General features: G+C 53.6%; 21 protein-coding genes. 5 read left to right on the top strand and 16 right to left on the bottom strand.

From position 1 onward, the window contains the following. Window positions 1-126: 126 nt before the first annotated feature. The gene (gene amiC, locus TU92_RS07930) at window positions 127-1377 is read right to left on the bottom strand and encodes an N-acetylmuramoyl-L-alanine amidase AmiC (RefSeq protein WP_112165965.1); all 1251 of its coding nucleotides are present in this window, start codon (window positions 1375-1377) and stop codon (window positions 127-129) included. Window positions 1378-1606: 229 nt separating this feature from the next. Here amiC and argA point away from each other — a divergent pair, with 229 nt between their 5' ends. Then, on the top strand, window positions 1607-2932 hold the full coding sequence (argA, locus tag TU92_RS07925) for an amino-acid N-acetyltransferase (RefSeq protein WP_112165963.1): 1326 nt from the start codon (window positions 1607-1609) through the stop codon (window positions 2930-2932). 67 nt (window positions 2933-2999) lie between these two features. On the opposite strand, the gene ptrA is transcribed toward argA, so the two are convergent. From ptrA to rppH, 9 genes are all read right to left on the bottom strand, one after another. Next, entirely contained in the window at window positions 3000-5885 is a 2886-nt protein-coding gene (ptrA, locus tag TU92_RS07920) for a pitrilysin (RefSeq protein ID WP_112165961.1), read from the bottom strand. A 272-nt stretch (window positions 5886-6157) separates the two neighbouring features. Beyond that, entirely contained in the window at window positions 6158-6517 is a 360-nt protein-coding gene (locus tag TU92_RS07915) for a prepilin-type N-terminal cleavage/methylation domain-containing protein (RefSeq protein ID WP_112165959.1), read from the bottom strand. After that, complete coding sequence (locus TU92_RS07910; protein WP_112165976.1) at window positions 6510-6947, bottom strand: YgdB family protein; 438 nt, start codon at window positions 6945-6947, stop codon at window positions 6510-6512. The genes TU92_RS07915 and TU92_RS07910 overlap by 8 nt, the downstream gene beginning before the upstream one ends. 56 nt (window positions 6948-7003) lie before the next feature. Beyond that, window positions 7004-7585: a prepilin peptidase-dependent protein gene (locus TU92_RS07905; RefSeq protein ID WP_244207828.1), complete on the bottom strand. Its 582-nt coding sequence runs from the start codon at window positions 7583-7585 to the stop codon at window positions 7004-7006. Next, window positions 7582-8076 carry a prepilin peptidase-dependent protein gene (locus TU92_RS07900; RefSeq protein ID WP_279633914.1) on the bottom strand — a complete coding sequence of 165 codons (495 nt, stop codon included), beginning with the start codon at window positions 8074-8076 and terminating at the stop codon, window positions 7582-7584. Before TU92_RS07900 ends, TU92_RS07905 begins: the two co-directional genes overlap by 4 nt. Before the next feature lie 239 nt (window positions 8077-8315). After that, on the bottom strand, window positions 8316-9110 hold the full coding sequence (gene thyA / locus TU92_RS07895) for a thymidylate synthase (RefSeq protein ID WP_112165955.1): 795 nt from the start codon (window positions 9108-9110) through the stop codon (window positions 8316-8318). Window positions 9111-9116: 6 nt separating this feature from the next. Beyond that, a complete protein-coding gene (lgt, locus tag TU92_RS07890; RefSeq protein ID WP_112165953.1) occupies window positions 9117-9986 on the bottom strand; it encodes a prolipoprotein diacylglyceryl transferase in 870 nt (289 codons plus the stop codon). A 181-nt stretch (window positions 9987-10167) separates the two neighbouring features. Continuing rightward, the gene (gene ptsP / locus TU92_RS07885) at window positions 10168-12414 is read right to left on the bottom strand and encodes a phosphoenolpyruvate--protein phosphotransferase (RefSeq protein ID WP_112165951.1); all 2247 of its coding nucleotides are present in this window, start codon (window positions 12412-12414) and stop codon (window positions 10168-10170) included. An 11-nt stretch (window positions 12415-12425) separates the two neighbouring features. After that, a complete protein-coding gene (gene rppH / locus TU92_RS07880) occupies window positions 12426-12953 on the bottom strand; it encodes an RNA pyrophosphohydrolase (RefSeq protein ID WP_112165949.1) in 528 nt (175 codons plus the stop codon). 696 nt (window positions 12954-13649) lie between these two features. On the opposite strand from rppH, the gene mutH reads away from it, so the two are divergent. From mutH to TU92_RS07860, 3 genes are all read left to right on the top strand, one after another. Beyond that, window positions 13650-14336: a DNA mismatch repair endonuclease MutH gene (mutH, locus tag TU92_RS07870; protein ID WP_112165947.1), complete on the top strand. Its 687-nt coding sequence runs from the start codon at window positions 13650-13652 to the stop codon at window positions 14334-14336. 138 nt (window positions 14337-14474) lie between these two features. Further along, the gene (locus tag TU92_RS07865) at window positions 14475-14693 is read left to right on the top strand and encodes a YgdI/YgdR family lipoprotein (protein WP_112165973.1); all 219 of its coding nucleotides are present in this window, start codon (window positions 14475-14477) and stop codon (window positions 14691-14693) included. A gap of 176 nt (window positions 14694-14869) precedes the next feature. After that, a complete protein-coding gene (locus TU92_RS07860; RefSeq protein WP_112165946.1) occupies window positions 14870-15910 on the top strand; it encodes an NADP(H)-dependent aldo-keto reductase in 1041 nt (346 codons plus the stop codon). An 87-nt stretch (window positions 15911-15997) separates the two neighbouring features. On the opposite strand, the gene lplT is transcribed toward TU92_RS07860, so the two are convergent. From lplT to TU92_RS07845, 3 genes are all read right to left on the bottom strand, one after another. Further along, on the bottom strand, window positions 15998-17206 hold the full coding sequence (lplT, locus tag TU92_RS07855; RefSeq protein WP_112165944.1) for a lysophospholipid transporter LplT: 1209 nt from the start codon (window positions 17204-17206) through the stop codon (window positions 15998-16000). Beyond that, entirely contained in the window at window positions 17203-19368 is a 2166-nt protein-coding gene (aas, locus tag TU92_RS07850; RefSeq protein ID WP_112165942.1) for a bifunctional acyl-ACP--phospholipid O-acyltransferase/long-chain-fatty-acid--ACP ligase, read from the bottom strand. The genes lplT and aas overlap by 4 nt, the downstream gene beginning before the upstream one ends. A 325-nt stretch (window positions 19369-19693) precedes the next feature. After that, the gene (locus TU92_RS07845) at window positions 19694-21964 is read right to left on the bottom strand and encodes a molybdopterin guanine dinucleotide-containing S/N-oxide reductase (RefSeq protein ID WP_112165940.1); all 2271 of its coding nucleotides are present in this window, start codon (window positions 21962-21964) and stop codon (window positions 19694-19696) included. A 260-nt stretch (window positions 21965-22224) separates the two neighbouring features. Here TU92_RS07845 and galR point away from each other — a divergent pair, with 260 nt between their 5' ends. Further along, complete coding sequence (gene galR, locus TU92_RS07840; RefSeq protein ID WP_112165938.1) at window positions 22225-23232, top strand: HTH-type transcriptional regulator GalR; 1008 nt, start codon at window positions 22225-22227, stop codon at window positions 23230-23232. On the opposite strand, the gene TU92_RS07835 is transcribed toward galR, so the two are convergent. From TU92_RS07835 to TU92_RS07825, 3 genes are all read right to left on the bottom strand, one after another. Then, the gene (locus tag TU92_RS07835) at window positions 23225-23677 is read right to left on the bottom strand and encodes a GNAT family N-acetyltransferase (RefSeq protein WP_112165936.1); all 453 of its coding nucleotides are present in this window, start codon (window positions 23675-23677) and stop codon (window positions 23225-23227) included. The genes galR and TU92_RS07835 overlap by 8 nt on opposite strands. 5 nt (window positions 23678-23682) lie before the next feature. Continuing rightward, window positions 23683-24456, bottom strand: a complete 774-nt coding sequence (locus TU92_RS07830) for an FCD domain-containing protein (RefSeq protein WP_112165934.1) — start codon at window positions 24454-24456, stop codon at window positions 23683-23685. Window positions 24457-24550: 94 nt separating this feature from the next. Then, window positions 24551-24868, bottom strand: coding sequence for a PTS sugar transporter subunit IIB (locus tag TU92_RS07825; RefSeq protein ID WP_112165932.1), 318 nt, complete (start codon window positions 24866-24868; stop codon window positions 24551-24553). Window position 24869: the final 1 nt, after the last annotated feature.

Below are 24869 nucleotides of genomic sequence, written 5' to 3'. Positions count from 1 at the left end.
AATCCGGCCCCCGCAACCAACTACTAAAAACCAGTAAACATCAGGCACCTTAACGGGTGTTTTTTTGTCTCTAAATTTTGGCGACAGAATCCTGTCCCCCTTCTCTTCCTGATATCCCTTTACTATTTACCCCCTTGCAGACATTCCACCCTGAGCGAAATAGGCCTTTATCCCTGCCAGTATTGATTCCGCGACCTGCTGCTGAAAATGTGCCGTACGCAGTTTCTTCTCTTCATTAATGTTACTGATAAACGCGGTTTCCACCAGAATGGACGGGATGTCCGGTGCTTTGAGCACTGCAAATCCGGCCTGATCCACTTTGTTTTTATGCAGAGGGTTAATCTTTCCCATCCGCGTCAGCACTTCCTTGCCGAATTTCAGACTGTCGTTGATAGTCGCTGTCTGCACCAAATCAAACATCGTGTGATCGAGATACTTGTCACCACTTTTACTCACGCCGCCAATCTGGTCGGATTCGTTCTGAGTCTGCGCCAGAAAACGTGCCGCTGAACTGGTCGCCCCCTTCGTCGATAAGGCGAAAACGGACGAGCCTTTAGCCGCCCGGCTGGTAAACGCATCGGCATGAATGGAGATAAACAGATCGGCCCGCAACTTTCGCGCTTTGGCGACACGCACTTTCAGCGGAATAAAGACGTCTTCATTGCGGGTCATGTGCGCTTTCATATTCTTTTCACGGGCAATAAGCTTTTGCAACCGGCGGGCAATCTGCAAAACGACGTCTTTTTCACGCGTTTTATATTTTCCGATAGCGCCGGGGTCTTCACCGCCGTGACCGGGATCTAACATGATGACCAGTGGTCTGCTGCGCCCTGCCTGCCCGTCTTTTGCGGCTTCCGGCGGCAAAGTCCTTTCCACATCCCCGCGATTGTAATCTTCCAGTAATGCCAGCAGCGGATCATCCTCAGCGCTGACCGCACCTTCTTCCGGATACAGATCGACGACCAGTCGGTTGTGAAACTCTGCCACCGGTTTAAGCGTGAATACATGAGGATTGATTGAGCGCTTGAGCTCAAGCACCATTCGCACAGTGTTGGCATCAAACTGCCCTACCCGCGCCTGCTGAATATAAGGATCGCTCTGCTGGACCTTATCCCCCAGGCCTTTCAGCACGCTGTTGAGGTGAACGCCTTCGATATCTACCACCACGCGCGCGGGTGAGCTCAGCAGAAACTGCTTATACTTCAGAGGAGTACTGGATTCCAGCGTGATGCGGGTATAAGTCGAAGAGGGCCAGATACGCACGGCAATAATCTGTGAACTGGCAGCGAACCCCACTTTACTCACACTGAGCATCCAGGAAGCCGCTACGGTTTGAAGAAGTCGTCGTCTTCCGGGGTTGTGGTTATCGTCAGTCATGCAGTCTCAAACAGGTTTTAAAAGTCTTAAAGTGTTGATAAAAAGCTCAGTTTGAGAATTTTAACCAATCCTTCCCTGCATGTCATTCCTAAACATTATTTCGATATATCAATTTGTTGTGTGTTTGTAATCGTTGTTAATAGAAAAACAGAGATTTCTTACTTGCCACACAGCCCTAAAAGAATAAAAATACAGAAATTACGAATAAAAATTCAAACGAGGTTTTGCCGTGAAGGAACGTAGTACTGAACTGGTTCAGGGATTTCGCCACTCAGTTCCCTATATCAATGCGCACCGTGGCAAAACATTCGTTGTCATGCTCGGTGGAGAAGCCATTGAGCATGAGAACTTCAGCAATATTGTCAATGATATCGGTCTGTTACACAGCTTAGGGATCCGGCTTGTCGTCGTTTATGGCGCGCGTCCGCAAATCGACGAGAATCTCGCCGACCACAATTGTGAGCCGATTTATCATAAAAATATCCGTGTCACCGACGCCCGCGCCCTCGAACTCGTGAAGCAGGCGGCGGGGCTTTTGCAGCTGGATATTACTGCCCGCCTGTCGATGAGTCTGAATAATACTCCGCTACAGGGCGCGCACATCAACGTCGTTTCCGGTAACTTTATTATTGCTCAGCCGCTGGGCGTGGATGACGGTATTGATTACTGCCACAGTGGCCGTATCCGCCGCATCGACGAAGAAGCGATTCACCGCCAGCTCGACAGTAACGCCATTGTACTGATGGGGCCAGTTGCGGTGTCGGTCACCGGGGAAAGTTTTAACCTGACGTCCGAAGAAGTCGCGACGCAGCTGGCCATCAAACTGAAAGCTGAGAAGATGATAGGCTTCTGTTCTTCACAGGGCGTGATAAACGAAGAAGGCAATATCATTTCCGAGCTGTTTCCAAATGATGCGCAGCTTCGTATTGATACAATGGAAGCCAGCGGCGATTACCTCTCAGGCACAGTGCGCTTCCTGCGCGGTGCGGTGAAAGCCTGCCGCAGCGGCGTACGTCGCAGTCATTTGATCAGCTACCAGGAAGATGGCGCGTTGATTCAGGAGCTGTTCTCACGCGACGGCATCGGCACACAAATCGTGATGGAAAGTGCCGAACAGGTTCGCCGCGCGACCATCAACGACATCGGCGGGATCCTCGAACTGATCCGTCCGCTGGAACAACAGGGAATCCTGGTGCGCCGCTCCCGCGAACAGCTGGAAATGGAAATAGATAAATTCACCATTATCGAACGGGATAACCTGACCATCGCTTGTGCGGCCCTGTATCCGTTCCACGATGAAGGCATCGGTGAAATGGCATGCGTAGCAGTGCATCCTGACTACCGCAGTTCATCACGCGGCGAAATGCTGTTGCAGCGAGTGGCCAGCCAGGCGAAGCAAATGGGCCTAAACCGTCTGTTCGTGCTCACCACCCGCAGCATCCATTGGTTCCAGGAACGTGGCTTCAAACCGGCCGAAGTAGATGTTCTGCCGATTCAGAAGCAGGAAATGTATAACTATCAGCGCCGTTCTAAAATCCTGATTTCCGAGCTCTAAACACTGATTTTCATCCATAAAAAAGGACGCTAACGCGTCCTTTTTGCTTTCTGAATTTCAAATCACATTATTTATCAGTCTGTGATTTCAGGGTTTTCTGCAATGTTGAAGTATCAGTGTAGGTTTTGAAACCTTCCGGCGCAGCGTAGTGCGGCGTTTTACTGTCACTGCCAGAGACCTGAGACAACATCGCCAGACCGTCCTGTTTAATTACGGCCTGATGGAAGTAATCCGCCAGCTGCGTTTGCGTCAGCCCGGCAATCACACGGATAACATTGGTACGCGTATCAAACTGCGCATTCCCCCGGCTGAAATCATTACCTAATCTGTCAGATTCTTCATCCAGCGTTTGCGGGCGTTGCTGCATTTCATTTACCAGCCCTTGTTTGTACTGAATAAACTCCGCGTCTTTCATTTCACGCAGACGTTTTTCGGCCTGTGGGTAAAAGGCCAGATAGCGCTGATACAGATAGTCCGGTTGCTTGCTGTTACTTTGCAGTAAGAAACCGATCCCCCACTGTTTACCGACAGGAATGGGGAACGCAAACACCGCATAACCGAGTTGCTCCTGCGTGCGAAGCTGGCTGTAGAACCACGGCTGAATAATTTGCCCGAGCAATGCGCTATAGCCCATGCTCTGGACTTCATCATAACCGGTCGGTACATACACGGCGGCCAGCGCCGAGTCAGAACTGCTGCCGACACGCTGGATATTGGCTTTCTGAGGCTCAGTCACAACGGCCTGCGTTCCGCGCCACCAATCGGTTCCGTGCGCCCCCAGCTTCTGCATAATCTGCTGGGACATGGCTTTCACCTGATCGCCTGTCATGTTACCCACCACCATGATTTCCACCGCGGCGTGATGAATCAACTGCTCACGGTAGGCATTTACGTCATCGAGCGTGATACCCGCAACCAGCTTCTCGCGTTCTGAACGTTCAGTGTAAGGTACGCGCGAAAGCAGCTGAACCGGCTGCAGTGCTAATTCGAAGGCTTTGCCTTTATCCGCAGAGGCTAATCGCTCCCGATACCATGACTTAGCCTGATCAAGCTGTTGCTGCGTGGGTTTGAAATCAGGATAGCTGTCCACCAGTGCGGCCAGTAAGTCCGGCAGACATTCGGTGAAACCGCTGGCGGTAAACTGCAGCCCGTTGTCTGGCGACGTACCAAAGCTCAACCCGCCGATAGAAGCCTGATAACTCAACTGATCAAACGCTACGCCGGTAAGATAATCCGTCAGGCCATAAAGCACCTGATTTTTCGCCGTGCTTAATGCCTGTTCATTACGAAAGGATACCGTCACGCTGGCTTTCGGTTCATCAGCGAAGAAGCGGCTTGGCATGTAAAATACGCGCAGGCCTTTATCTTCAACCAGCAGTTCAGGTTTTGTCGCTTTCGAATCTCTGGTCACCAGCGCCAGAGAGTCAGGAATGTATGGGTTCAGCTCAGGCAGAGTAAGTTTGATTCCCTCCCCCAGGGATTTCCATTGCTCGAAAGTTTGTGGCGGGACTTTATCGACCTGGTAAGGCGCATTCACAAAGTAAGCGACTTTATTGTGTGGCTCATTTGGGCTGATTATCCAATAACGCGCATTTTGTGGCGTCATTTCATCCAGCCTCGATTCGATCGCTTTCGGATCGTATTGGTCCGTCAGATAAGGCGAATCCAGAACGTGTTCTACCGGCACGCGCAACATGGTATCCACCAGCCATTCGACGTAATCCATATCCCGCGTCAGCGCCGGATAGCGGAAGTCCAGCGCCATCACGTGGGCGATTTCATCAAAATAGGGTTTCTTTATGCCCTGCTCGCGCATTTCATGCAAATAGCTGAAGATGGCGGCAATGACGGTATCGCGCTCGGCGAGACCTTTATCCGTCAGCGAAACTGAAATATTGAACACGCCCTGATTGCGGTTGACCATCGGGTCCGCACCGGCACTGATACCGTCGGCATAGCCTTGTTTTTGCAGCCAGTCAGACAATGTATTCAGACTGCGGTTACCGATCAGGTAGCTGATATAGGTATCCGTTTTGCTGCGAAACGCGGCGCTGTTGTTATCAATGGCGAACTCAACGCGTAACTCTTTGCGCGGCTGTGCGGGAACAAAATGGATATATTCGCCTTTCTGTTTATCCGTTAAGGTCGGCACGGTAATCGGCGGTACGGCAGCATGATGATTGGCAATCTGCCCGAAAGTGTCTGCGGCCAGCTGCGCCAGTTCCGGCAAAGGTTTATTGCTATAAATCACGCCGACCATCAGATTGGCAGAGTAGTAACGATGATAGAAATCCGTCAGTTGATCGTGCAACTTGCTGCCAGGCTTGTCTTTTAGGGTATCGAGATTACCGCCTGAATAGCGCGAACCAGGATGCTCAGGGTTCAGTGTTTCAGCGCGTACCTGTGCCATACGCATTCCGTCGCGTGAACGTGCCATGGTCAGTTCAGCATTCACCGCGTTGCGTTCGCGGTCACCATTGGCTGGGTCTAACAACGGTTCACCGATTGCATCGGAAAGGCGATCTACCGCTTCAGGAAGGGCGTCATTTTCAACTTCCAGATAGAATGCTGTGCGATAGGATGCGGTGCTACCGTTATGGCTGCCGCCATGTTTCTTGAGAAATTCGGAAAGGCTTTCTGGCTGGGGATATTTTTTGGATCCCATCAGCAGCATGTGTTCAGTGTAGTGAGCCAGACCTAACTGTGAGTCAGGATCTTCGAGCGAGCCGACGGGAATAGCCAAAGCGGCGAGAGATTTAGGCGCATCAGGATCAGAAACGAGCAAAACCGTCATATCATTCGCCAGCGTTATCGCCTGATACTGACGCGGGTCATTCTGACTTTTATTGATAGCTTGTGCATAAGGCTGCCAACCGGCGGCACTTGAAACAACAGGGGCCCAAAAGGTCAATAACAACAGTAACCCTGTGAATCGGGTAACCTGTTTAAACATTGCCACTCTCCCTCAATCCAATATACGTGCCACACGGGCAAAAATGACGGTTCAACCACTGATGAACCTCAACCTGCTGTTTTATGCCGTTGAGTCTTTTCAGACCCCGCAGATGCAGGATAGTTGTCGAAAAATCTGTGTCGGGATGTATAACCTGTCGCTGTATCACTTTTAGCAACCGGGGGCGTTATTCCCTCCAGATGAATCACCTGTTTAAACCACTCTATGCAGTTAGGCTGTCATTGCAAGCGGCTTAACGGTATTTCTCCTGCTTAAGCGGAAGGTTTACCTGTATCTGGCTCGCAAACTAAACGCTGCAAACGTGCCTGATATTGTGCCGGTGAACGGATAGTTACACTGACAAGTGTGCATCGCTGGCCGGCAGAAAAACCGGATATCTGATACTCCCAATCTTTATTCATCGGTTGAGTCCCGTTTCCGCTGACCGAATAGGCTTCTAACTCTGAGTGCGCCTCTGACCACGCCTGCTGCACCTGCCACTGACGCATAAAACCCTGACTCAGCGATTGAAAATAGTTGAGCAATCCAAGTACCGATACTGAGAGCAGCAGCGTGGCGATCATCACTTCCGGCAGGCTAAATCCTTGCTGATTGATTTCTTTCTCAGTCATCACAGAACAACTCATCGGCTTCCGGACAGAAATCCAGCCAGCCTTGCCTGAGTGGGGAAAAAATCAGCAAGCCATCCGCTTGTTTTTGCGCGCTAACCTGCTGGTAAAGGAGCACGGGCTCTCCCCCTTCCGACGCTCTCCCTTCTCCGCGCACCACAAAAACATCTTCACGTAGTGAAGGGCGGACACAGGTACGCCCTGACCCCGCAGTCACGATCCCGGCGGTCAACGTCTGACATTGCCACTTTGTCTGTGCCGTTAATTTCCACGGCTCGCTGACTCCCCAGCTCAGTGAAGACGCAGCATTCTCCCAGGCAATCGCATACCGGTGCTGATGGGATGTCAGAGCCAGCCCGGCGGAAAGCTGTTGTTGCAGGGAGTTCAGTGCAATCATACCCAGCCCCATCATCACCATAATACTCAATATCATGGCACTGCCCTGCTGATGGTATTGAGAGGGATCCTTCCTGATTTTCGCCCGGAATTTCATAGGGAATGCCCCGCAACCTGGACAATAATTTTCCGGTGGATCAGGGGATCTTTACTCCACCGTGCCTCGAGTTCCAGTGAGAAAAGGCGTCCGGCAGTCAGGCCAGAATGCTCCGTCACGGCAAACTTCGTGACGTTAACTTCTGCCGGGTCGAGCAACTTCTCCCAGCCAGAACTGTTGCATGTATCTGCACCACGCTGGGTTTCAATACCGCCCTGACGCAGGCGATAACCAAAATATTCAGATTCTGCACTACCCGGTTTTTCCCAGTGCCCGTTTCGGTTCAGATCATAAATCGCGATAACACAGGAGCCTGTAGTTTCTCCTGACGCATTGCCGAGAATGACGGTTTTACCGTCACACACGCCATTGCAGAATCCAGCGCGTCGTAAGTCTTTTTCGATAGTAAAGCTGGTCTGGCGCAGCAATTGATCCAACTGATAATGTCGCCCGAGGCTTTGGCTTCGCTGGCGCATCAGCGGATAAACTTGCGCCGCACTGAGCATCAGCATGCTGCCGACTCCCATCGCCATCATCACTTCCGGCAGTGTGAAGCCCTGCGTCCGACGGAAAATCACTGACAGACTCCGATGCCCAGCATCGGCTTATTCTCACTGCACAGACGCAAACGCCCTCTGGCTGAGAGCACCACACGCAGACTCCCTGCCGCATTTTTCAGTGTCAGATGCCCGGCCAGCGCGGCATTTCGTAGCCCGTAAAAACCCATCGCTTTGTCGGTAAAATCAAATAACTCAATATCCGGTTCACTGACCACAAACACTCTTCCGCCCGCTGCACTGCAAACTGCCGGACGCGCACCTGTACCAACGCACCCGCCGGTACCGCTTATCGCCCACAGTATGGCGGAGCGGTTGTAATTGTTCGCTTCAGCCTGCAAATCATAAAGATACAAACGCAGATGCTGCGCCTGCTGTTCAAGTTTCAGCGCCTGCTGATAGCCGCGCCAGCTGTGTAATCCCCACAGGGTGCACATCGCGACCAGCGCGACAACCACCATCATTTCTATCAGTGACATTCCCTGCTCTCCTGAACGTTCGGTTGTTTTCATACGCTCAGGGTAGGCATTTGAATTTTCACCACCAGTGGCAAAATGATTTTTTCCAGGACATCCCGAGAAGAAAAAGTGCAAAAGAATGCGCGCGACAAAAATGTTGCGCGACGTCTCGCAAAATCAAAATGTGGGATACAAAAGCGATGGGAATCGTCGGGGAAAAGGGTAAAAAGTGTTGCAGAGGGAAGTCAGGATAATGGCTGCCTGACAGGCGTCAGGCAGCAAACAGCGAAGAATCAGATAGCGACAGGCGCTTTTATTGCAGGGTGCGGATCGTACCCCTCAATCTCGAAATCTTCGAAGTTGTAATCAAACAGGGAGGCCGGTTTGCGTTTGATAATCAGTTTAGGCAACGCGCGCGGTTCACGGCTCAGTTGCAGATGCGTCTGTTCCATATGGTTGCTGTACAGATGGGTGTCGCCCCCGGTCCAGACAAAATCGCCGACTTCAAGAGAGCACTGTTGCGCCATCATGTGCACCAGCAGCGCATAACTGGCGATGTTAAACGGCAAGCCAAGGAAAACATCGCAAGAACGCTGATAAAGCTGGCAAGACAACTTACCGTCCGCCACGTAGAACTGGAAGAAAGCATGGCAAGGTGCCAGTGCCATCTGATCCAGCTCACCGACGTTCCACGCAGAAACAATAATACGACGCGAATTCGGATCACTTTTAAGCTGGTTCACGACATTGGTCAACTGGTCGATTTGCTTTCCATCCGCAGCGCCCCAGGCACGCCATTGCTTGCCGTACACCGGGCCGAGATCGCCGTTTTCATCGGCCCACTCGTCCCAGATGCTGACATTGTTTTCACTCAGATAGGCGATATTGGTTTCGCCTTTCAGGAACCACAGGAGTTCATGAATGATGGAGCGTAAATGACAACGTTTGGTGGTGACCAGCGGGAAACCTTCCTGCAAATTGAAACGCATCTGATGACCAAAAATCGACAACGTGCCGGTACCCGTACGGTCGGCTTTAGGGGTGCCCTCATCGAGCACTTTCTGCATTAAATCCAGATACTGTTTCATGTTACCTCACGACAATTGTTTCTGCGGACGGCGGTATGCCCAGACCATCATAATCAGGCCGATGACTACCATCGGAATGGACAGTACCTGCCCCATGCTGATCACGCCGTCGAACAAACCGAGCTGTGCATCCGGCTGACGGAAATGCTCAACAATGATGCGGAATAAACCGTAACCGATCAGGAACAAGCCTGATACCGCGCCCATCGGGCGTGATTTACGAATAAAGACGTTCAGGATGATAAACAGCACGATGCCTTCGAGCAGCAGTTCATACAGCTGGGAAGGATGGCGCGGAAGGACACCATACTGGTTCAGCAGCGGCTGCCATTTCGGGTCAGCAGCAGCGATGGCGATATCTTCCTGACGGGAGCCGGGGAACAACATTGCCCATGGCACATCAGTGGTCACACGGCCCCACAGTTCGCCGTTGATGAAGTTACCCAGACGTCCGGCACCCAGACCAAACGGGATCAGCGGCGCGATAAAATCCGCGACCTGGAAGAAATTACGCTTGGTGCGGCGGGCGAAGACCAGCATTACGACGATCACACCGATCAGGCCGCCGTGGAAGGACATACCTCCGTCCCAAACTTTGAAAAGGTAAAGCGGATTGTCGAGGAAAAGAGGCAGATTATAGAAGAATACGTAACCGATACGGCCACCGAGGAACACGCCAAGGAAACCGGCATACAGCAGATTTTCGACTTCGTCTTTGGTCCAGCCGCTGCCCGGCTTATTGGCACGGCGTACAGCCAGCCACATCGCGAAGACAAAACCAACCAGATACATCAGTCCGTACCAGTGGAGGGATACCGGTCCGATAGAGAAAATCACCGGATCAAACTGGGGAAACGCCAGATAGCTGTTGCTCATCTATCACCACAAATTGTTTATTATTTTAGCCCGGTTAGGGGTCAGCAGGGTGCGAATAGTAGCATAGCCGGGAGGATTTCCGGGGCTAAAGCCGGGGAAAAGTTCTGTAAAAAATCGTCTCATTCTGCGCCGCATTGGGGGCAGGCAGGAATGACGCGGTGGTAAATACCGCGCCTGAGTCCTATTTGCCGCCGCGAATCAGGCCGCCCAGACCGCGCCTTTCCATAAATGCTGCCGTCATATGACGAACATCCGTAGTGAAATGTGCCTGCAAAACCCGGCTGGCAAGTTCTTCGGCATCCATCAGGTCGATGCGGCGCAGCAAATATTTTACGCGCGCCACGCTGCGCCCGTTCATGCTCAGGTTACGGTAACCCATGCCGGTCAGCAGCAGTGCGCCCATCGGGTCGCCCGCCATTTCACCACAGAGGCTGACGTCCAGCCCGATCGCTTCAGCGCTGGTAATTATCTGCTTGAGCACCCGCAACATCGCCGGATGTAAGCTGTCATAAAGCCCGGCAACGCGGGTGTTGTTGCGGTCAACCGCCAGCAGATACTGAGTTAAATCGTTGGTACCAACCGAGATAAACTCCACTCTTCCGGCGAGAGCCGGCAGCATAAAGATCATCGACGGCACTTCAATCATCACCCCGATACGCGTGCGCGGCAGTTCGTAACCGAGCTGCTCCTGCACTTCACGTCCGGCGCGGTCTATCAGACGGCGTGCTTCATCAATCTCTTCGAGGCTGGTGACCATCGGCAGCAAGATACCGAGATTCCCTGTCGCCGCATTGGCACGCAGCATGGCGCGCACCTGAATCAAAAAAATTTCCGGCTGATCGAGCGTAATACGAATCCCACGCCAACCCAGACAAGGGTTTTCCTCGCTGATCGGCATGTATGGCAGCTGTTTGTCAGAGCCGATATCCAACGTTCGCAGTGTCACCGGTTTTTGCGGGAACAGCTGCAACATGCCCTGATACTGCGCCACCTGCTCCTCTTCGGAAGGGAAACCGCTTTGCAGCATGAATGGAATTTCAGTGCGATACAGCCCGACGCCGTCCACGCGACTGCCGAACAGTTTTTCGTGATCGGCGCTCAGACCTGCATTGAGCATCACCTTCACTCTTTCGCCGCTTTTCAGCGCCGCAGGCTGATCAACATCATCCTCTGCGCGTTGGCTCAGCTCCATTTCTTCGCTGATGAGACGCTTATATTCTGCGACCAGCACCGGTTCCGGGTCGATCAGCAGCTCGCCGCGATAGCCATCAACAATCAGTTGCCGCTGGCTGAGTAGCGCAGGCTGAATATCCGCGCCCATAATGGTCGGCACGCCCATCGCGCGCACCAGAATGGCCGCGTGGGAGTTCGCCGCACCGTCGCGCACCACCACGCCCGCCAGCCGGTCCTGCGGAACTTCGGCCAGAAGCGTTGCGGTCAGTTCATCTGCGACCAGAATAAAACGCTCCGGCCACTGTGTATTGCCCTGAATAGTGTCATCGAGATGGAAAACCAGCCGCTGACCAAGTGCACGCAAATCGCTGCCGCGCTCTCGCAGGTAGGTATCCTGCAGGCTGGCAAACTGCGCAGCAAATTCTTCAACAACCTTTTTCACCGCCCATTCAGCAACGGCACCCTGATCGATCTGCGCAAACAGTTCGCGCTTAAGACGGGCGTCGTTAAGCAGGTGTGAATAGAGGTCGAAAATTGCGGCACTTTCTTTTTGTGCACTGGCGGTAAACCGTTTACTGAAACGGCGGAACTCTGCACCGGCATCTTCAAGCGCACGGGTCAGCCGCTCGCGTTCACGCACCGTATCGAGCGTAGACGCCATATAGACGTGTTCAAGTGATGGCTGCGAACTGTCCTGCCAGCCAATACCGATGGCGACACCCGGCGAAGCCGCCAGCGCGCGGACGCGGGTCTGGCGAAATCGGCCATACAGCACGTTCAGCTGGGCCTGTGAAAGGATCGCCGCCAGCTGAGTCGCTAACGTGACTAAAAAAGATTCTTCACTTTCGTCGAACTGTCGATGTTCGCGCTGCTGAATGACCAGCACGCCGAGTAGCTGACGACGGTGAATGATCGGCACGCCTAAGAAGGATCGGAAAAGATCTTCTTTTACGGCGGGAATGTATTTAAAGCTGGGATGACTCTGCGCGTCGGCGAGGTTGATAGGTTCTGCCAGCCGGCCTACCAGACCGACGATCCCCTGATCAAACGCGAGCGTAATAGTACGCCCGCGAGGTTTTTTCAAACCTCGCGTCGCCATCAGGTAATAACAACGACGGTCATTGTCAGCGAGATAAACGGAACACACTTCGGTGTCCATCGCCAGGCAGGTTTCATTGACCAGTACGTCCAGCGCATCATTCAGGCTGGCCGCCATTGCTACCTTTTCAACAATTTCTCGCAAACGCGTGAGCATCTCTTCGCGACTTAGCCTCTTTTACGACGGTAAGCGGGCGATGTCTTGGGAAGGGAAATTTCCTGCATCGGCATAATAGTGGTCGAAAACTCTTTCATCACGCGACGATACACATCGCGCTTAAATGACACCACCTGACGAACCGGATACCAGAAACTCACCCAACGCCAGCCATCAAATTCAGGCGTACTGCTGCGCTGCATATTGATATCAGCATCGTTACACATCAGTTGCAGCAAGAACCATTTTTGCTTTTGGCCGATACAAACCGGCTTTGTGTCCCAACGCACCAAACGTTTTGGCAATTTATAACGTAACCAGTTGCGGGTCGACGCCAGAATACGGACATCTTTGCGGCCCAGACCCACTTCTTCAAACAGCTCGCGGTACATTGCCTGCTCAGCGGTTTCTCCCGGATTAATGCCTCCCTGAGGAAACTGCCAGGAGTGCTGACCGTATCGTCTGGCCCATAACACCTGGCCCTGCTTGTCACAGATTACGATACCAACATTCGGGCGGTAGCCATCATCATCGATCACCGGACTACCTCAATAGCTTAAAATCATAGATGTTCTGATTGTTTCACACTACCAACAGGCGGTAAACCACTGGATAGCGCTGATCCGCACGAATAAAAATGGGATAACTTTCACTAATTGGCAAAGTTATAAACAGATTCAGGTCAGGGCTCGCGATTTTATTCACTTTTTCTGTGGATAGATGTGTGCAGAACTTAAGAGTAAGCAGGGTAAAACTCTCGTGAACTTATCCCAGGCGCGAAAATTAATATTTATAAAAGACATATAAAGCATTAAGTTACGACCGATAAACCGCGTTATCAACCCCCTAAAAAAGTGAGGCACGTCACGCGCAGACATGATCTGGTGAAAGATCCACCAATGACGTTTTTATCCACAGCGATCGTCTAAAAGTTGACGTCGACGGGGTAGAAATTGGATAAAACCCTGTCCGTCAAGCCTGTAAATCGAACCAGTGATCGGATTTATCCAGGGTTATCCAAGAAATCTGTGGATAAGTAGGGGGAAGATCCTGTTCATTGTCGCCTTCAACAGGTGGTCAACCTAAAAACGGCTTGTGATAAACCGGCCAGAAGCCTAAAAAAAACCAAATTAAATCATGCTATTATTCATCCATCTCACGGGTATAACTTTTTATGCACTGCATTACGCAGGGTGAGGTTAAAAATTAACCTAAATTCATGAGTGTTGTTTTTTATGTCTATTCCGTTACCCGCAACTGAACCGCCCCGTCACGAAGATGAGCTGCTGCACCGCGCGCAGTCACTGGCAGGTCACACCTTAGGCGAGCTGGCTGCACGTGCAGGATTGCCGATCCCGGCCAATCTCAAACGAGAAAAAGGCTGGGTGGGAATGTTATTGGAAGTCTATCTTGGCGCGATTGCAGGCAGTAAGCCTGAGCAGGATTTCGCCGATATTGGCATTGAGCTAAAAACTATCCCCATTGATTCGCACGGTAAGCCGCTGGAAACCACATTCGTCTGCGTTGCGCCGTTAACCGGCAATAGCGGCGTGACCTGGGAAAGCAGCCATGTTCGCCATAAACTGGCACGGGTGCTGTGGATCCCGGTTGAAGGCGAGCGTCAGATCCCGCTTTCAGAGCGCCATATTGGCGCACCTTTATTGTGGCAGCCTTCCAAAGAAGAAGATGAACAGTTGCGTCAGGACTGGGAAGAGTTGATGGATTTGATCGTACTGGGCAAAGTTGAAAGCATTACTGCGCGCCACGGGGAATTCCTGCAACTGCGCCCGAAAGCGGCTAACAGCAAAGCGTTAACCGAAGCGATCGGTGAATTCGGTCAGCCGATCCTGACGCTGCCACGCGGCTTCTATCTGAAAAAACGCTTTACCGGCGCGCTGCTGGCCCGACATTTTCTGCTCTGATGTCATCATTTAAAAAAATTTCAGGCACCTTTTGTGCCACTTTTTAAAGGCTTTGCTACGATAGAATGTGATTATGTCCGGACAGAGTCATTTCGGACTTTCTAAAACGTCGTGCACACACAAGGAATGATAACAATGATGAAGAAAATGTTGATGATGACCAGCGCCGCGCTGCTGGTATTCGGGCTTGCAGGCTGCGCCAGTGATTATGTGATTTCAACCAAAGACGGCAATATGATCCTGACCGACGGCAAACCGAAGCTGGATAAATCCACCGGCCTGTTAAGCTACACCGACGAACAGGGCAACGAGCGTCAGATCAACAACGACAATGTCAGCCAGGTGATGGAACGCTAAGTCAGATCCGTGCCCACCGATAAGAGCCGGTTTTGGACTGGCTCTTTCAACGCCTCCCCCGCCCTCTCTGATTACCGGCACTCTCTGCCACTTCCACCTGATGATTCCCTTGTATATAGTCAGATAAGGCACTTTTTCTATCAGCCTGACATTCTCAGAAGAAAGGAAGACCGGCAATGCAATATCACCGTATACCCCACAGTTCTTTAGAAGTGAGCTTACTGGGTCTTGGCACCATGACTTTTGGTGAGCAAAACAGCGAAGCCGACGCCCATCAGCAACTCGATTACGCCGTTGCAGCGGGCATCAATCTGATTGATACCGCAGAGATGTATCCTGTTCCGCCACGCCCGGAAACTCAGGGTCTGACGGAAAGCTATATCGGCAGCTGGTTGAAGGCCCGTGGTAATCGCGAAAAGATCGTACTGGCGAGCAAAGTCTCCGGCCCTTCCCGTGGCAGCGATAATGCGATTCGTCCGGCGCAGATGCTGGATCGTAAAAATATCCGCGCGGCGCTGGATGCCAGCCTGACACGTCTGAATACTGATTATCTGGATCTCTATCAGTTGCACTGGCCACAACGTCAGGCCAATTTCTTCGGCAAACTGGGCTATCAGTACACCGAAGAGCAATCTCCGGTGACGCTGCTGGAAACGCTGGAAGCGCTGAACGAACAGGTTCGGGCCGGTAAAATCCGCTACATTGGCGTTTCAAATGAAACTCCATGGGGCGTGATGCGTTATCTGCAACTGGCCGAGAAACACGATCTGCCGCGCATCGTTTCCATTCAAAACCCGTACAGCCTGCTGAACCGCAGTTTCGAAATCGGTCTGGCGGAAATCAGCCAGTACGAGGGCGTCGAACTGCTGGCCTATTCCAGCCTGGCGTTCGGTACGCTGAGCGGGAAATACCTGAACGGCGCGAAACCGGCTAACGCGCGTAATACGCTGTTTAGCCGCTTCACCCGGTATTCGTCACCACAGGCTGAAGGCGCAGTGGCGGAATACGTGGCATTGGCGAAGAAACACAATCTGGATCCTTCGCAGATGGCGCTGGCCTTCGTGCGTCAGCAGCCGTTCGTTGCCAGCACACTTTTGGGCGCGACCACGCTGGAACAACTGAAGATCAACATCGACAGTCAGGATCTGACACTGGATGCCGAAATCATGGGCGAGCTGGAAAACATCCACAAGCGCTTCACCATTCCTGCACCGTAACCACAGATTACAGACATTAAAAAAGGGCGCTGAGCGCCCTTTCGTTTTTTCAGATGCCCTTCATTTTTCAAAGAGCGCAGGAATGTCTCAGACCTGACGGCGCTTTTGCATAATCTGCCAGATCCACAGCGCGGTAATGGCCAGCGCGAAGACCACGCCGAAGCCGATCCCAATCGCCACCACCGGCGCACCTGCCATTACCACCAGTGAATACAGGCCGAGCATCAGCAGCATCGCAGTGTTCTCGCCAAGGTTTTGCACCGCAATCGCGTTACCGGCACCGACAGAGGCTTTGCCGCGATGCTGTAACAGCGCGTTCAGCGGCACGACGAAGAAGCCACCGAGAATACCCACCACCACCAGGACGATATACGAGCTCAACATGCTGGTTTGCAGCGCGAAGACTACCACGGCGATACCAATCGCCACGCCCGCAGGCAGGCAGCGTTTGACGGTTTCGAGACGGATTAACTTCGCGGCGGCACCGGCCCCGAAGACAATCCCGATAGCCACCATTGCGTTCAACAGCGTCGGAGTTTTGTTATCGGTGATCCCTAAAGCCACCGGTACCCAAAGCACCAGCAGGAAACGCAGCGTGACGCCCGCGCCCCAGAAAAGACTGGTGCCCACCAGCGAGAAGCGGGTTTCACCATCATTCCACAGCGTTTTACACGCCGAGAAAAACGTCCGCGTCATTTTAGCCGGATGCCAGGACTGTCCGGCGCGCGCAGGGGTCAGTTTTGGAATAAACCAGTTGGCTGCCACGGCAGCGCCATACGCCAGTACGCAGATGCCCAACGCCGCAAGAATATTCCAGTCAGCCAGTGCGCCACCCGCCACAGAGCCGAGCAGGATGGCGGCAATCGTCGATGCCTCCATCAGGCCGTTGGCTTTAACCAGCTGCTCGCCGCTGGCGATTTCACCCAGAATGCCGTACTTGGCTGGCGAATAGGCGGCAGCGCCAATGCCCACCAGCGTATAGCCGAGGAACGGATTCAGACCGGCGCAAATCACCGCCGCACCGCCGAGTTTCAGCAGGTTCGCGACCATCATCACACGACCTTTAGAGAAGCTGTCGGCGAACTGCCCCACAAACGGCGCGAGAATGATGTAGGTCGCGACAAACGCCATCTGCAAAACCGGCTGGCTCCAGTCCGGGTAGAGCTGTTGTTTGATAAGCGCCAGCGCAGCGAACAGCAGCGCGTTATCGCCGAAGGCAGATAAAAACTGCGCCACGATCACCGCCGTCATGCTTTTTGACATCAGCGGCGATGCCGCCGCTAAAGGTTTACTCATGCCTCAGTCTCCGGTTTTTCTGCCATTTCGCGCAGGGTGACAAAATCAGGTTTACCGCTGCCGAGCAATGGCAGGGCTTTGACCACGCGAATATCACGCGGTACGGCGAGTTCAGGCAGCCCCAGATCGCGCGCCGCCTTGCTCAGCGCATCGCGACGAAGTTCTGCGTCGGTAGTAAACAGCACCAGTGCTTCACCTTTACTGCTGTCGCTGCGTGACGTCGCGGCATGCTGGCCGTCAGGCGAGGCTTTAATCGCCAGCTGCTCCACACTTTCCAGCGATACCATCTCACCGGCCAGTTTGGCAAAACGCTTCACACGGCCACGAATGGCGCAGAATCCTTTTTCATCGAGCGTGACGATATCGCCGGTGTCGTACCAGCCCGCCTGCATTTCGCCTTCGGCATTTTCAGCCTGCGGCGTTTCGAGTACGCCCGGATTTTCGACGCGCAGATAGCCTTTCATGATGTTCGGGCCGCGCAGTTGAAGGCGTCCGCCTTCTTCGATGCCCGGCACATTAATCAGACGCGCCTCCATGCCCGGTAAAATCTTCCCGACGGTGTTTATCTTCGTCGCCATCGGTACGTTGATCGCCACCACCGGCGCACATTCGGTCACGCCGTAGCCTTCAAGAATGCGGATACCAAATTTGTTCTGCCAGACTTCCTTGGTGCTTTCTGCCAGTTTCTCCGCACCGGCCACCACATAACGCAACCGGGCAAAATCATAAGGATGAGCAAAGCGGGCGTAGTTGCCAAGGAAGGTCGAGGTGCCAAACAGCACGGTACAGTTCTGGTCGTACACCAGCTCAGGCACAATGCGGTAATGCAGCGGGCTCGGGTAAAGGAACACGCGCGCACCGGTCAGCAGTGGCGTTAACAGGCCGACAGTCAGACCGAAGGCGTGGAACAGCGGCAGCGAGGACATGAAACGGTCACGCGGCGTGAAGTCCGCGACGGTGCGGATCTGTTCGACGTTGGCCAGCAGGCTGGCGTGTGAATGCACCACGCCTTTCGGATTACCTTCGGAGCCTGAGGTGAACAGCACCAGCGCGGCGTCGTCGGCCTTTTGCGGCAGCATCGCGCCACGCGGGAAGATCAGGTGGAACAAGATCCACAGCTTGTCTTGCGTGGTAACCGTGTCCTTCAAATCTTCCAGATACACCCAGTTGGCTTCCGGCACGTTCTCAGGCAGATGGGTCAGCTTCCCTTTCTCAAGGAACTGGCGGGAGGTGATGATGGTTTTGATCTGCGCCGCTTTCATCGCACTTTGCAGACCTTTCGCCCCGGCGGTGTAGTTGAGCAGCGCCGGAATGCGGTTACGCATCGAGGCGCCAAACAGCGCCGCCGCCATGATGGTGGCATTGGGCAACAACATCCCGACATGTTCCCCTTCGCGGGTGAACCGTTGCAGGATCCGGCTCACGCCAAGGCATTTTTTCAGCAGTCCCTGATAGGTATCTTCTTTAAACGCGATATCGGCGATGCATTTTTTGCGTCTGCCATAACGCGTTTGCGCAGACAGCAGCGCTTCATACAACGTTTGTGGCTCGCGGGTCGCCATGCGCGCCTGCATCATCACTTTATGCAACTGCTCACCGGCCAGTATCCGGCGTTCACGCGAGCGCGGTGCATCCGGCATCGGGATCGTCACCGGGGGAAGAACGTTGATGGTGATTTTCGGGAACCAGCGGATTTTAAAGCTGCCGAACAGGCGGCCAAACGGCGTGTATTCAGCGCCGTCGATGCGCACCGGGATGACCGTCGCCTGAGACTTCGCCGCCACAAAGGCTGCGCCGTCGTAAATTTTCATTAATGAACCGGTGACCGTGATACGCCCTTCAGGAAAGACGACGACCGGGCGCCCCTTCTCCACTTCGCGGATCAGATGTTTAATTGCCATCGGCTTGGTCGGATCCAGCGGCATGAAGTCCACATACGGCTTCAGCCAACGCATAAACCAGGTATCAGTGATGTTGGAATAGACTGCAAATACGGGTTTGACCGGCAGGAAAAGCACCAGCAGCATGCCGTCAATAAAAGAAACATGGTTGGGTGTCAGCAGTAAACGCGGGTAATCAAATGAGGATTTCGCCGGTGTCACAGTAACCCTGAACGCGATGCGGAACAGCCACCTGAACGCGGCGAAAAGAAAGTTATACATGTTTGCCATCTCCTTATGTGTCATCCCTGATCCTGAAAGAAAAAGGTTGGGGAAACAGCATACTATAAGCCGCTGAGTAATGACGACAGTCAGGAGTGAGTTTAGGAAGACGCTGAGCCAGTTGTCAGCATTGAGGCAAAAAAAAACCTACGCATCCGCGTAGGTTGGTGCAAATTTAATCGGTATCAACATGCAGAGCACGTTGATGATTCACCAATCAATACCTCTGGGACGTTCAATCTATCTGGTTTGTGGTAATCACAGCCAGCAGGCAATCGAAACATAATTCCGCAAAGTGTAACGAGTGGTGAAAATGCTCCCGGTTTTAATCATTTAGTGCTGATTGCGTCACTTCAACCAGGCAACTCATGGCATTAGGCCCCTGCGTTAAACGCGAAGTACCGATATCGAGCGTAAGCACATTCGGGTTCCCGGCCTGTTCCGTCTCCTGCCATTTGGCGCCGAAGCCCGGATTAAACCACGCACCGGTGGACATCAGCACCACACCGCGGGTGATCCCGTCGTTGAATGACACACCGGCCAGACAGCTGCCGCGCGCATTATGCACTTTGACACGATCGCCGTCGTTCAGCTGGCGGCTGGCCGCGTCCTCGGGGTGCATAAACAGCGTTTCTTTTCCGGCAGTCTTGTTCGATTGTGCCAGCGGCGACTGATCGAGCTGGCTGTGCAGACGGTCTTTCGGCTGGATGGAAATCAGATGCAGCGGCCACTCCTTTGCCGTCTCAGCGCCCAGCCATTCCACCGGCGGTTGCCATTCCGGATGCGGTGCGAAATCGGCATAACCGTATCCGGCGATGGTTTCCGAGAACAGTTCGATCTTACCACTGTGCGTACCCAGCGGGTTCGCGCGTGGGCTTTTCCGGAACTCCTCGAAAAACACAAAATCTTTTTCCGGCATCGGCAGCTCCACAAAACCGCGTTCCCAGAAGGATTCAAAGTCCGGCCAATCCACGTTCGTGCCTTTCTGCGCTTCACCGCACTGGCGGTAAATATGGCGCAGCCACTGATCTTCATTGCGCCCCTGCGTGAACTGCTCGCGATAACCCAGACGGTCGGCGATATCGGCGAAGATATCAAAATCGTTACGCGCCTGATGCTGGGGTGCAATCGCCTGATGCATCGCCAGCACGAAGCGGTCACGTGAGGATCCGCCGATATCATTACGTTCGAGCGAAGTGGTGGCTGGCAGCACGATATCCGCCATCTGCGCGGCCGGTGTCCAGACGTTATCCTGCACAATGATGGTATCCGGCTTCTGCCAGCCCTCTACCAGACGGTTTAACTGCTGATGATGGTGGAAAGGATTGCCGCCCGCCCAGTGCACCAGATGGATATCCGGATAATACTGTGTTTCGCCCTGAAACTCATAGGGCTGCCCAGGATTGAGCAGCATGTCGCTGATGCGCGCAACCGGGATCGCCAGGCCGGAAGGATTCGGCCCCGCACTGACCGCAGGACCCGGCGTGTCATAACGCGGGTTGCCGACGCTGTTCATTGAACCGTGGCCGAATGAGAAGCCGCCCCCCGGCAGGCCGACCTGTCCGAGCATCGCTGAAATAGCAATCATCATCCAGTAAGGCTGCTCACCGCGGTGGGCGCGCTGCACGGAATACGAACAGGTGATAAAACTGCGCACACCGATCAGATCATCGGCCAGACGCGCGATGCGCTCAGCCGGAATGCCGGTGATGTGACTCGCCCAGTCAGGCGTTTTCGCTACGCCGTCTTTCTCACCGCGCAGATAGGCGGCCAGTTGCGGATACCCCACGCAGTGGCTGGCGAGGAAGGCATCGTCCTGCGCTTCTTTGCGCTGAATTTCATAGGCGATGGCCATCATCAGCGCCGCATCGGTATTCGGGCGGATCGGGATCCATTCGGCGTTAAGGAATTCCGGGCAGTCATCGCGCATCGGACTGATGTTGATGACCCGCGTGCCTTTCTTCGCCAGCTGTTCCAGCGCCGGTTTAAGAGTATGTTCCACTGCGCCGCCGGAGGCCACCTGCGCATTTTTCAGCGCGAGACCACCGAAGGCCAGCAGGATTTCAGCGTGTTCAACCACGCTCGGCCAGGAGGTCACACGGCCGGTCAGCGGTGTGAAAGTGCCGATTACATAAGGTAGGAAAAACTGCGCCGAGCCCCAGCTGTAGTTGCCTAACTGATCCACGCCGCCGCCACCGGTGAAATAGAAACGGCGCACCAGCGAACGGGCATGATGCAGGCGACCAGCGGAAGACCAGCCATAAGAGCCGTTGAAAATGCCGGACGCGCCATAACGGTCGCGCACGCGGCGGTTCTCTTGCGCGACCAGATCCAGCGCCACATCCCAGTCCACTTCAACAAAATCTTCGCGACCCCGCAGCGAGCGATCGCTGTTTTCGCGTTTTTGCAGCCATGAACGACGCACCGCCGGTTTACGGATCCGTTTATCGGAATAGACCAGCGGCACGATGGAATCGAGTAAGGGCGAAGGATCGGCATCCGCAGAATAGGGTTCGCAGCGGATCAACCGTCCATCTTCTACGACGGCGGTGTATGCGCCCCAGTGAGCCAGTTGCGGATAGCGTTTTATCGACATGTTTTTTATTTTCTCAGCGCAGGTGTTTGACCATAAAAATACCACTCACACAGGCGGAAACTCAAAGCACAAATAATGATAAATAGAATTCTCGGGTCAGGCGGCGTTTGCAAAACTCCCGCTGTCAGCGTGTTATGAAGTTAAAACTCGTCGTTTCAGCACTTGCATCAAAAAGTTGCGATCGTCATCCTTGCAGCCACCTGTCTTTTCCGCAAGACTGGCGGTGTAAACGATTACCCTCACGGAATAGCGGAAGTGTTATGGCAACGATTAAGGATGTAGCAAAACTGGCAGGCGTATCGGTTGCGACCGTTTCACGCGTGATAAATCATTCCCCGAAGGCCAGCGAAAGCTCGCGGGAAGCGGTTCAGAGCGCCATGCAACATCTGCAATATCACCCGAATGCCAACGCCCGCGCGCTTGCCCAACAGGCGACCGAAACGCTGGGGCTGATCGTCGCTGACGTCTCCGACCCGTTCTTTGGCGCGATGGTCAAAGCGGTGGAACAGGTGGCGTATGCGACCGGCAATTTCCTGCTGATCGGCAACGGCTACCACAACGTTGAAAAAGAGCGTCAGGCGATTGAGCAGTTGATCCGCCACCGCTGTGCGGCGCTGGTGGTTCACGCCAAAATGCTGCCGGAAGAAGAACTGACCAGCCTGATGCAGCAAATTCCGGGCATGGTGCTGATTAACCGCACGCTGCCTGGCTTCGAACAGCGCTGTATCGCGCTTGATGACCGTTACGGTTCCTGGCTGGCGACCCGCCATCTGATTCAGGCCGGGCATAAACGCATTGCCATCCTGTGCTCCAACCACGGTATTTCGGACGCCAGCGATCGTCTGCAAGGCTATATCGACGCGCTGACGGAGAATAATATCCCGGTGGATGACAAACTCATCGCCTACGCCGAACCTGATGAAATCGGGGGCGAGAAAGCCATGGCAGATTTACTGGGGCTGGGGAAAGGCTTCACGGCGGTCACCTGCTACAACGACTCCATGGCCGCCGGTGCCTTATCGGTGCTCAGTGATAACAGTATTGATGTGCCGGGCGAAATCTCGCTGATAGGCTTTGATGATGTGCTGATTTCCCGCTATCTGCGCCCGCGTCTGACCACGGTGCGTTATCCGGTCGTGGCGATGGCGAATCAGGCGGCGCAGCTGGCGTTGGCGTTGGCGAATGGTCAGCCGTTGCCGGAAACCACCCACATGTTCAGCCCTACGCTGGTACGACGTCACTCAGTGAGCGGGCCGGCGGTCAGCTAAAAGACTTTTTGTAAACGCGAACTGGCTTATCAGGATAGTCCAGCGCATCGCCAATATAGCGCCAGCCAAAACGTTCGTAATAGCCGGTGAATTCGGCGTAAAGATAGAGTTCGGAAAAGCCGCTGCGGCGGCTGTGCTCCTGAAGAAACTCCTGCAACTGCTGCCCCAACCCGCGCGAGCGGTAATCCTTATCGACGTACAGCGCCGCCAGCCACGGCGTGAGATCCTGACGGCTTACCAAATCGCAGCGCCATAAACCCACCGTCCCCGCCAGCCGTTCACCTTCCAGCGCAATAAAAGTCTGCGGAAGATCTGCCCCCGACAGGCTGCTTTGCACCACGCTGGCAAAAAAATCGCGGCTGTTTTCGCTGCCGAACGCCTGCCACAGCCAGTCGGTCACCTGTTCTTTAAACTCTGGCCGCGCGCTGAGGTTGATGATTTTCATCGCGTTCAGACCATTTTTCCCTGAAAAATCGGCACGGATTCAAACAGATAGCCATCGAACTCCGGCGCATCAACGTCGGAAAGTTCCATCAGGGTATTTTTCACGTTTTCCATGTGCTGCCACATCGCCTGATAGGATCCCATCACGTCGCGGCGGCGCAGCGCGGCCAAAATATTCTGATGATCAGCCAGCCATTTCAGACGATATCCACGCGTGGCAATATGGCTGTGTAACTGTTTCCACAGCGGACTGGAGTCGCGGTGCATCCAGATATTTTTGACCGAATCGAGCAGCATCTGGTTTTGTGTCGCGCCGGCAATTAGCAGGTGAAACAGGCGGTCATTGTCGCCACTCTCATCGTTAGCCACGATGGCGGTTTGTTCCTGCTCCAGCGTGCGGCGCAGATTTTCGATATCAGACTTGGTCGCCATTTTGGCGGCAAACGCGGCAATATTGCTTTCGAGTAACTGCCGCGCCTGTAAAATCTCAAACGGGCCAATCTGCCCCTGATACATCAGTTCATCTTCGCCCTCTTCCTGCGAAGGAATGCGGATCACATATACGCCCGAGCCCTGGCGGATATCCACCGTGCCTTCGAGCTCCAGCATCAGCAACGCTTCGCGCACGATAGTCCGGCTGACGCCATAGGTTTCTGCCATATTGCGCTCAGGCGGCAGACGGGAGCCCACGGCAAACTGCCCTTGCTTGATTTGCTCACGCAGGTCATGCCCGATTTCCTGATACTGTTTTCTGTCCTGCGAAACCACACCTTTTTCCACACGCTCACCTTGCTGCAAAAACAAAAATGAAAATCCAAAATAATTCGGGCTGCAGGCTCATGAACCACGCACCTGCAGCCGGAAGTATGACGGATTACTTTATCAGACTTAATGCCTGATCAAGCACTTTCGCACCATTGAGCGTTCCGTAAGCCATCATATCAATGACATCGATCGGAATATTGTGTTCATCGGTCAGCTTTTTATTTTCTGCCAGTTTGAATCTCACCTGCGGCCCTAACAGCACCACCTGAATATCGCGACCATAGGCTTCGAGTTCATCACGCAGATTATTTTCCGGGATCGCGTAGATCTGAAATTCCAGGCCACGGGCGGCGGCTTCTTTTTCCATTTTGGTGACCACAAGGGAAGTGGACATCCCTGCCGAACAGGCTAAAACGATACGTTTCATA

The sequence above is a fragment of the Rahnella inusitata genome, from assembly GCF_003263515.1.
Classification (GTDB): domain Bacteria; phylum Pseudomonadota; class Gammaproteobacteria; order Enterobacterales; family Enterobacteriaceae; genus Rahnella; species Rahnella inusitata.
This window is presented reverse-complemented; position numbering and strand designations above follow the sequence as displayed.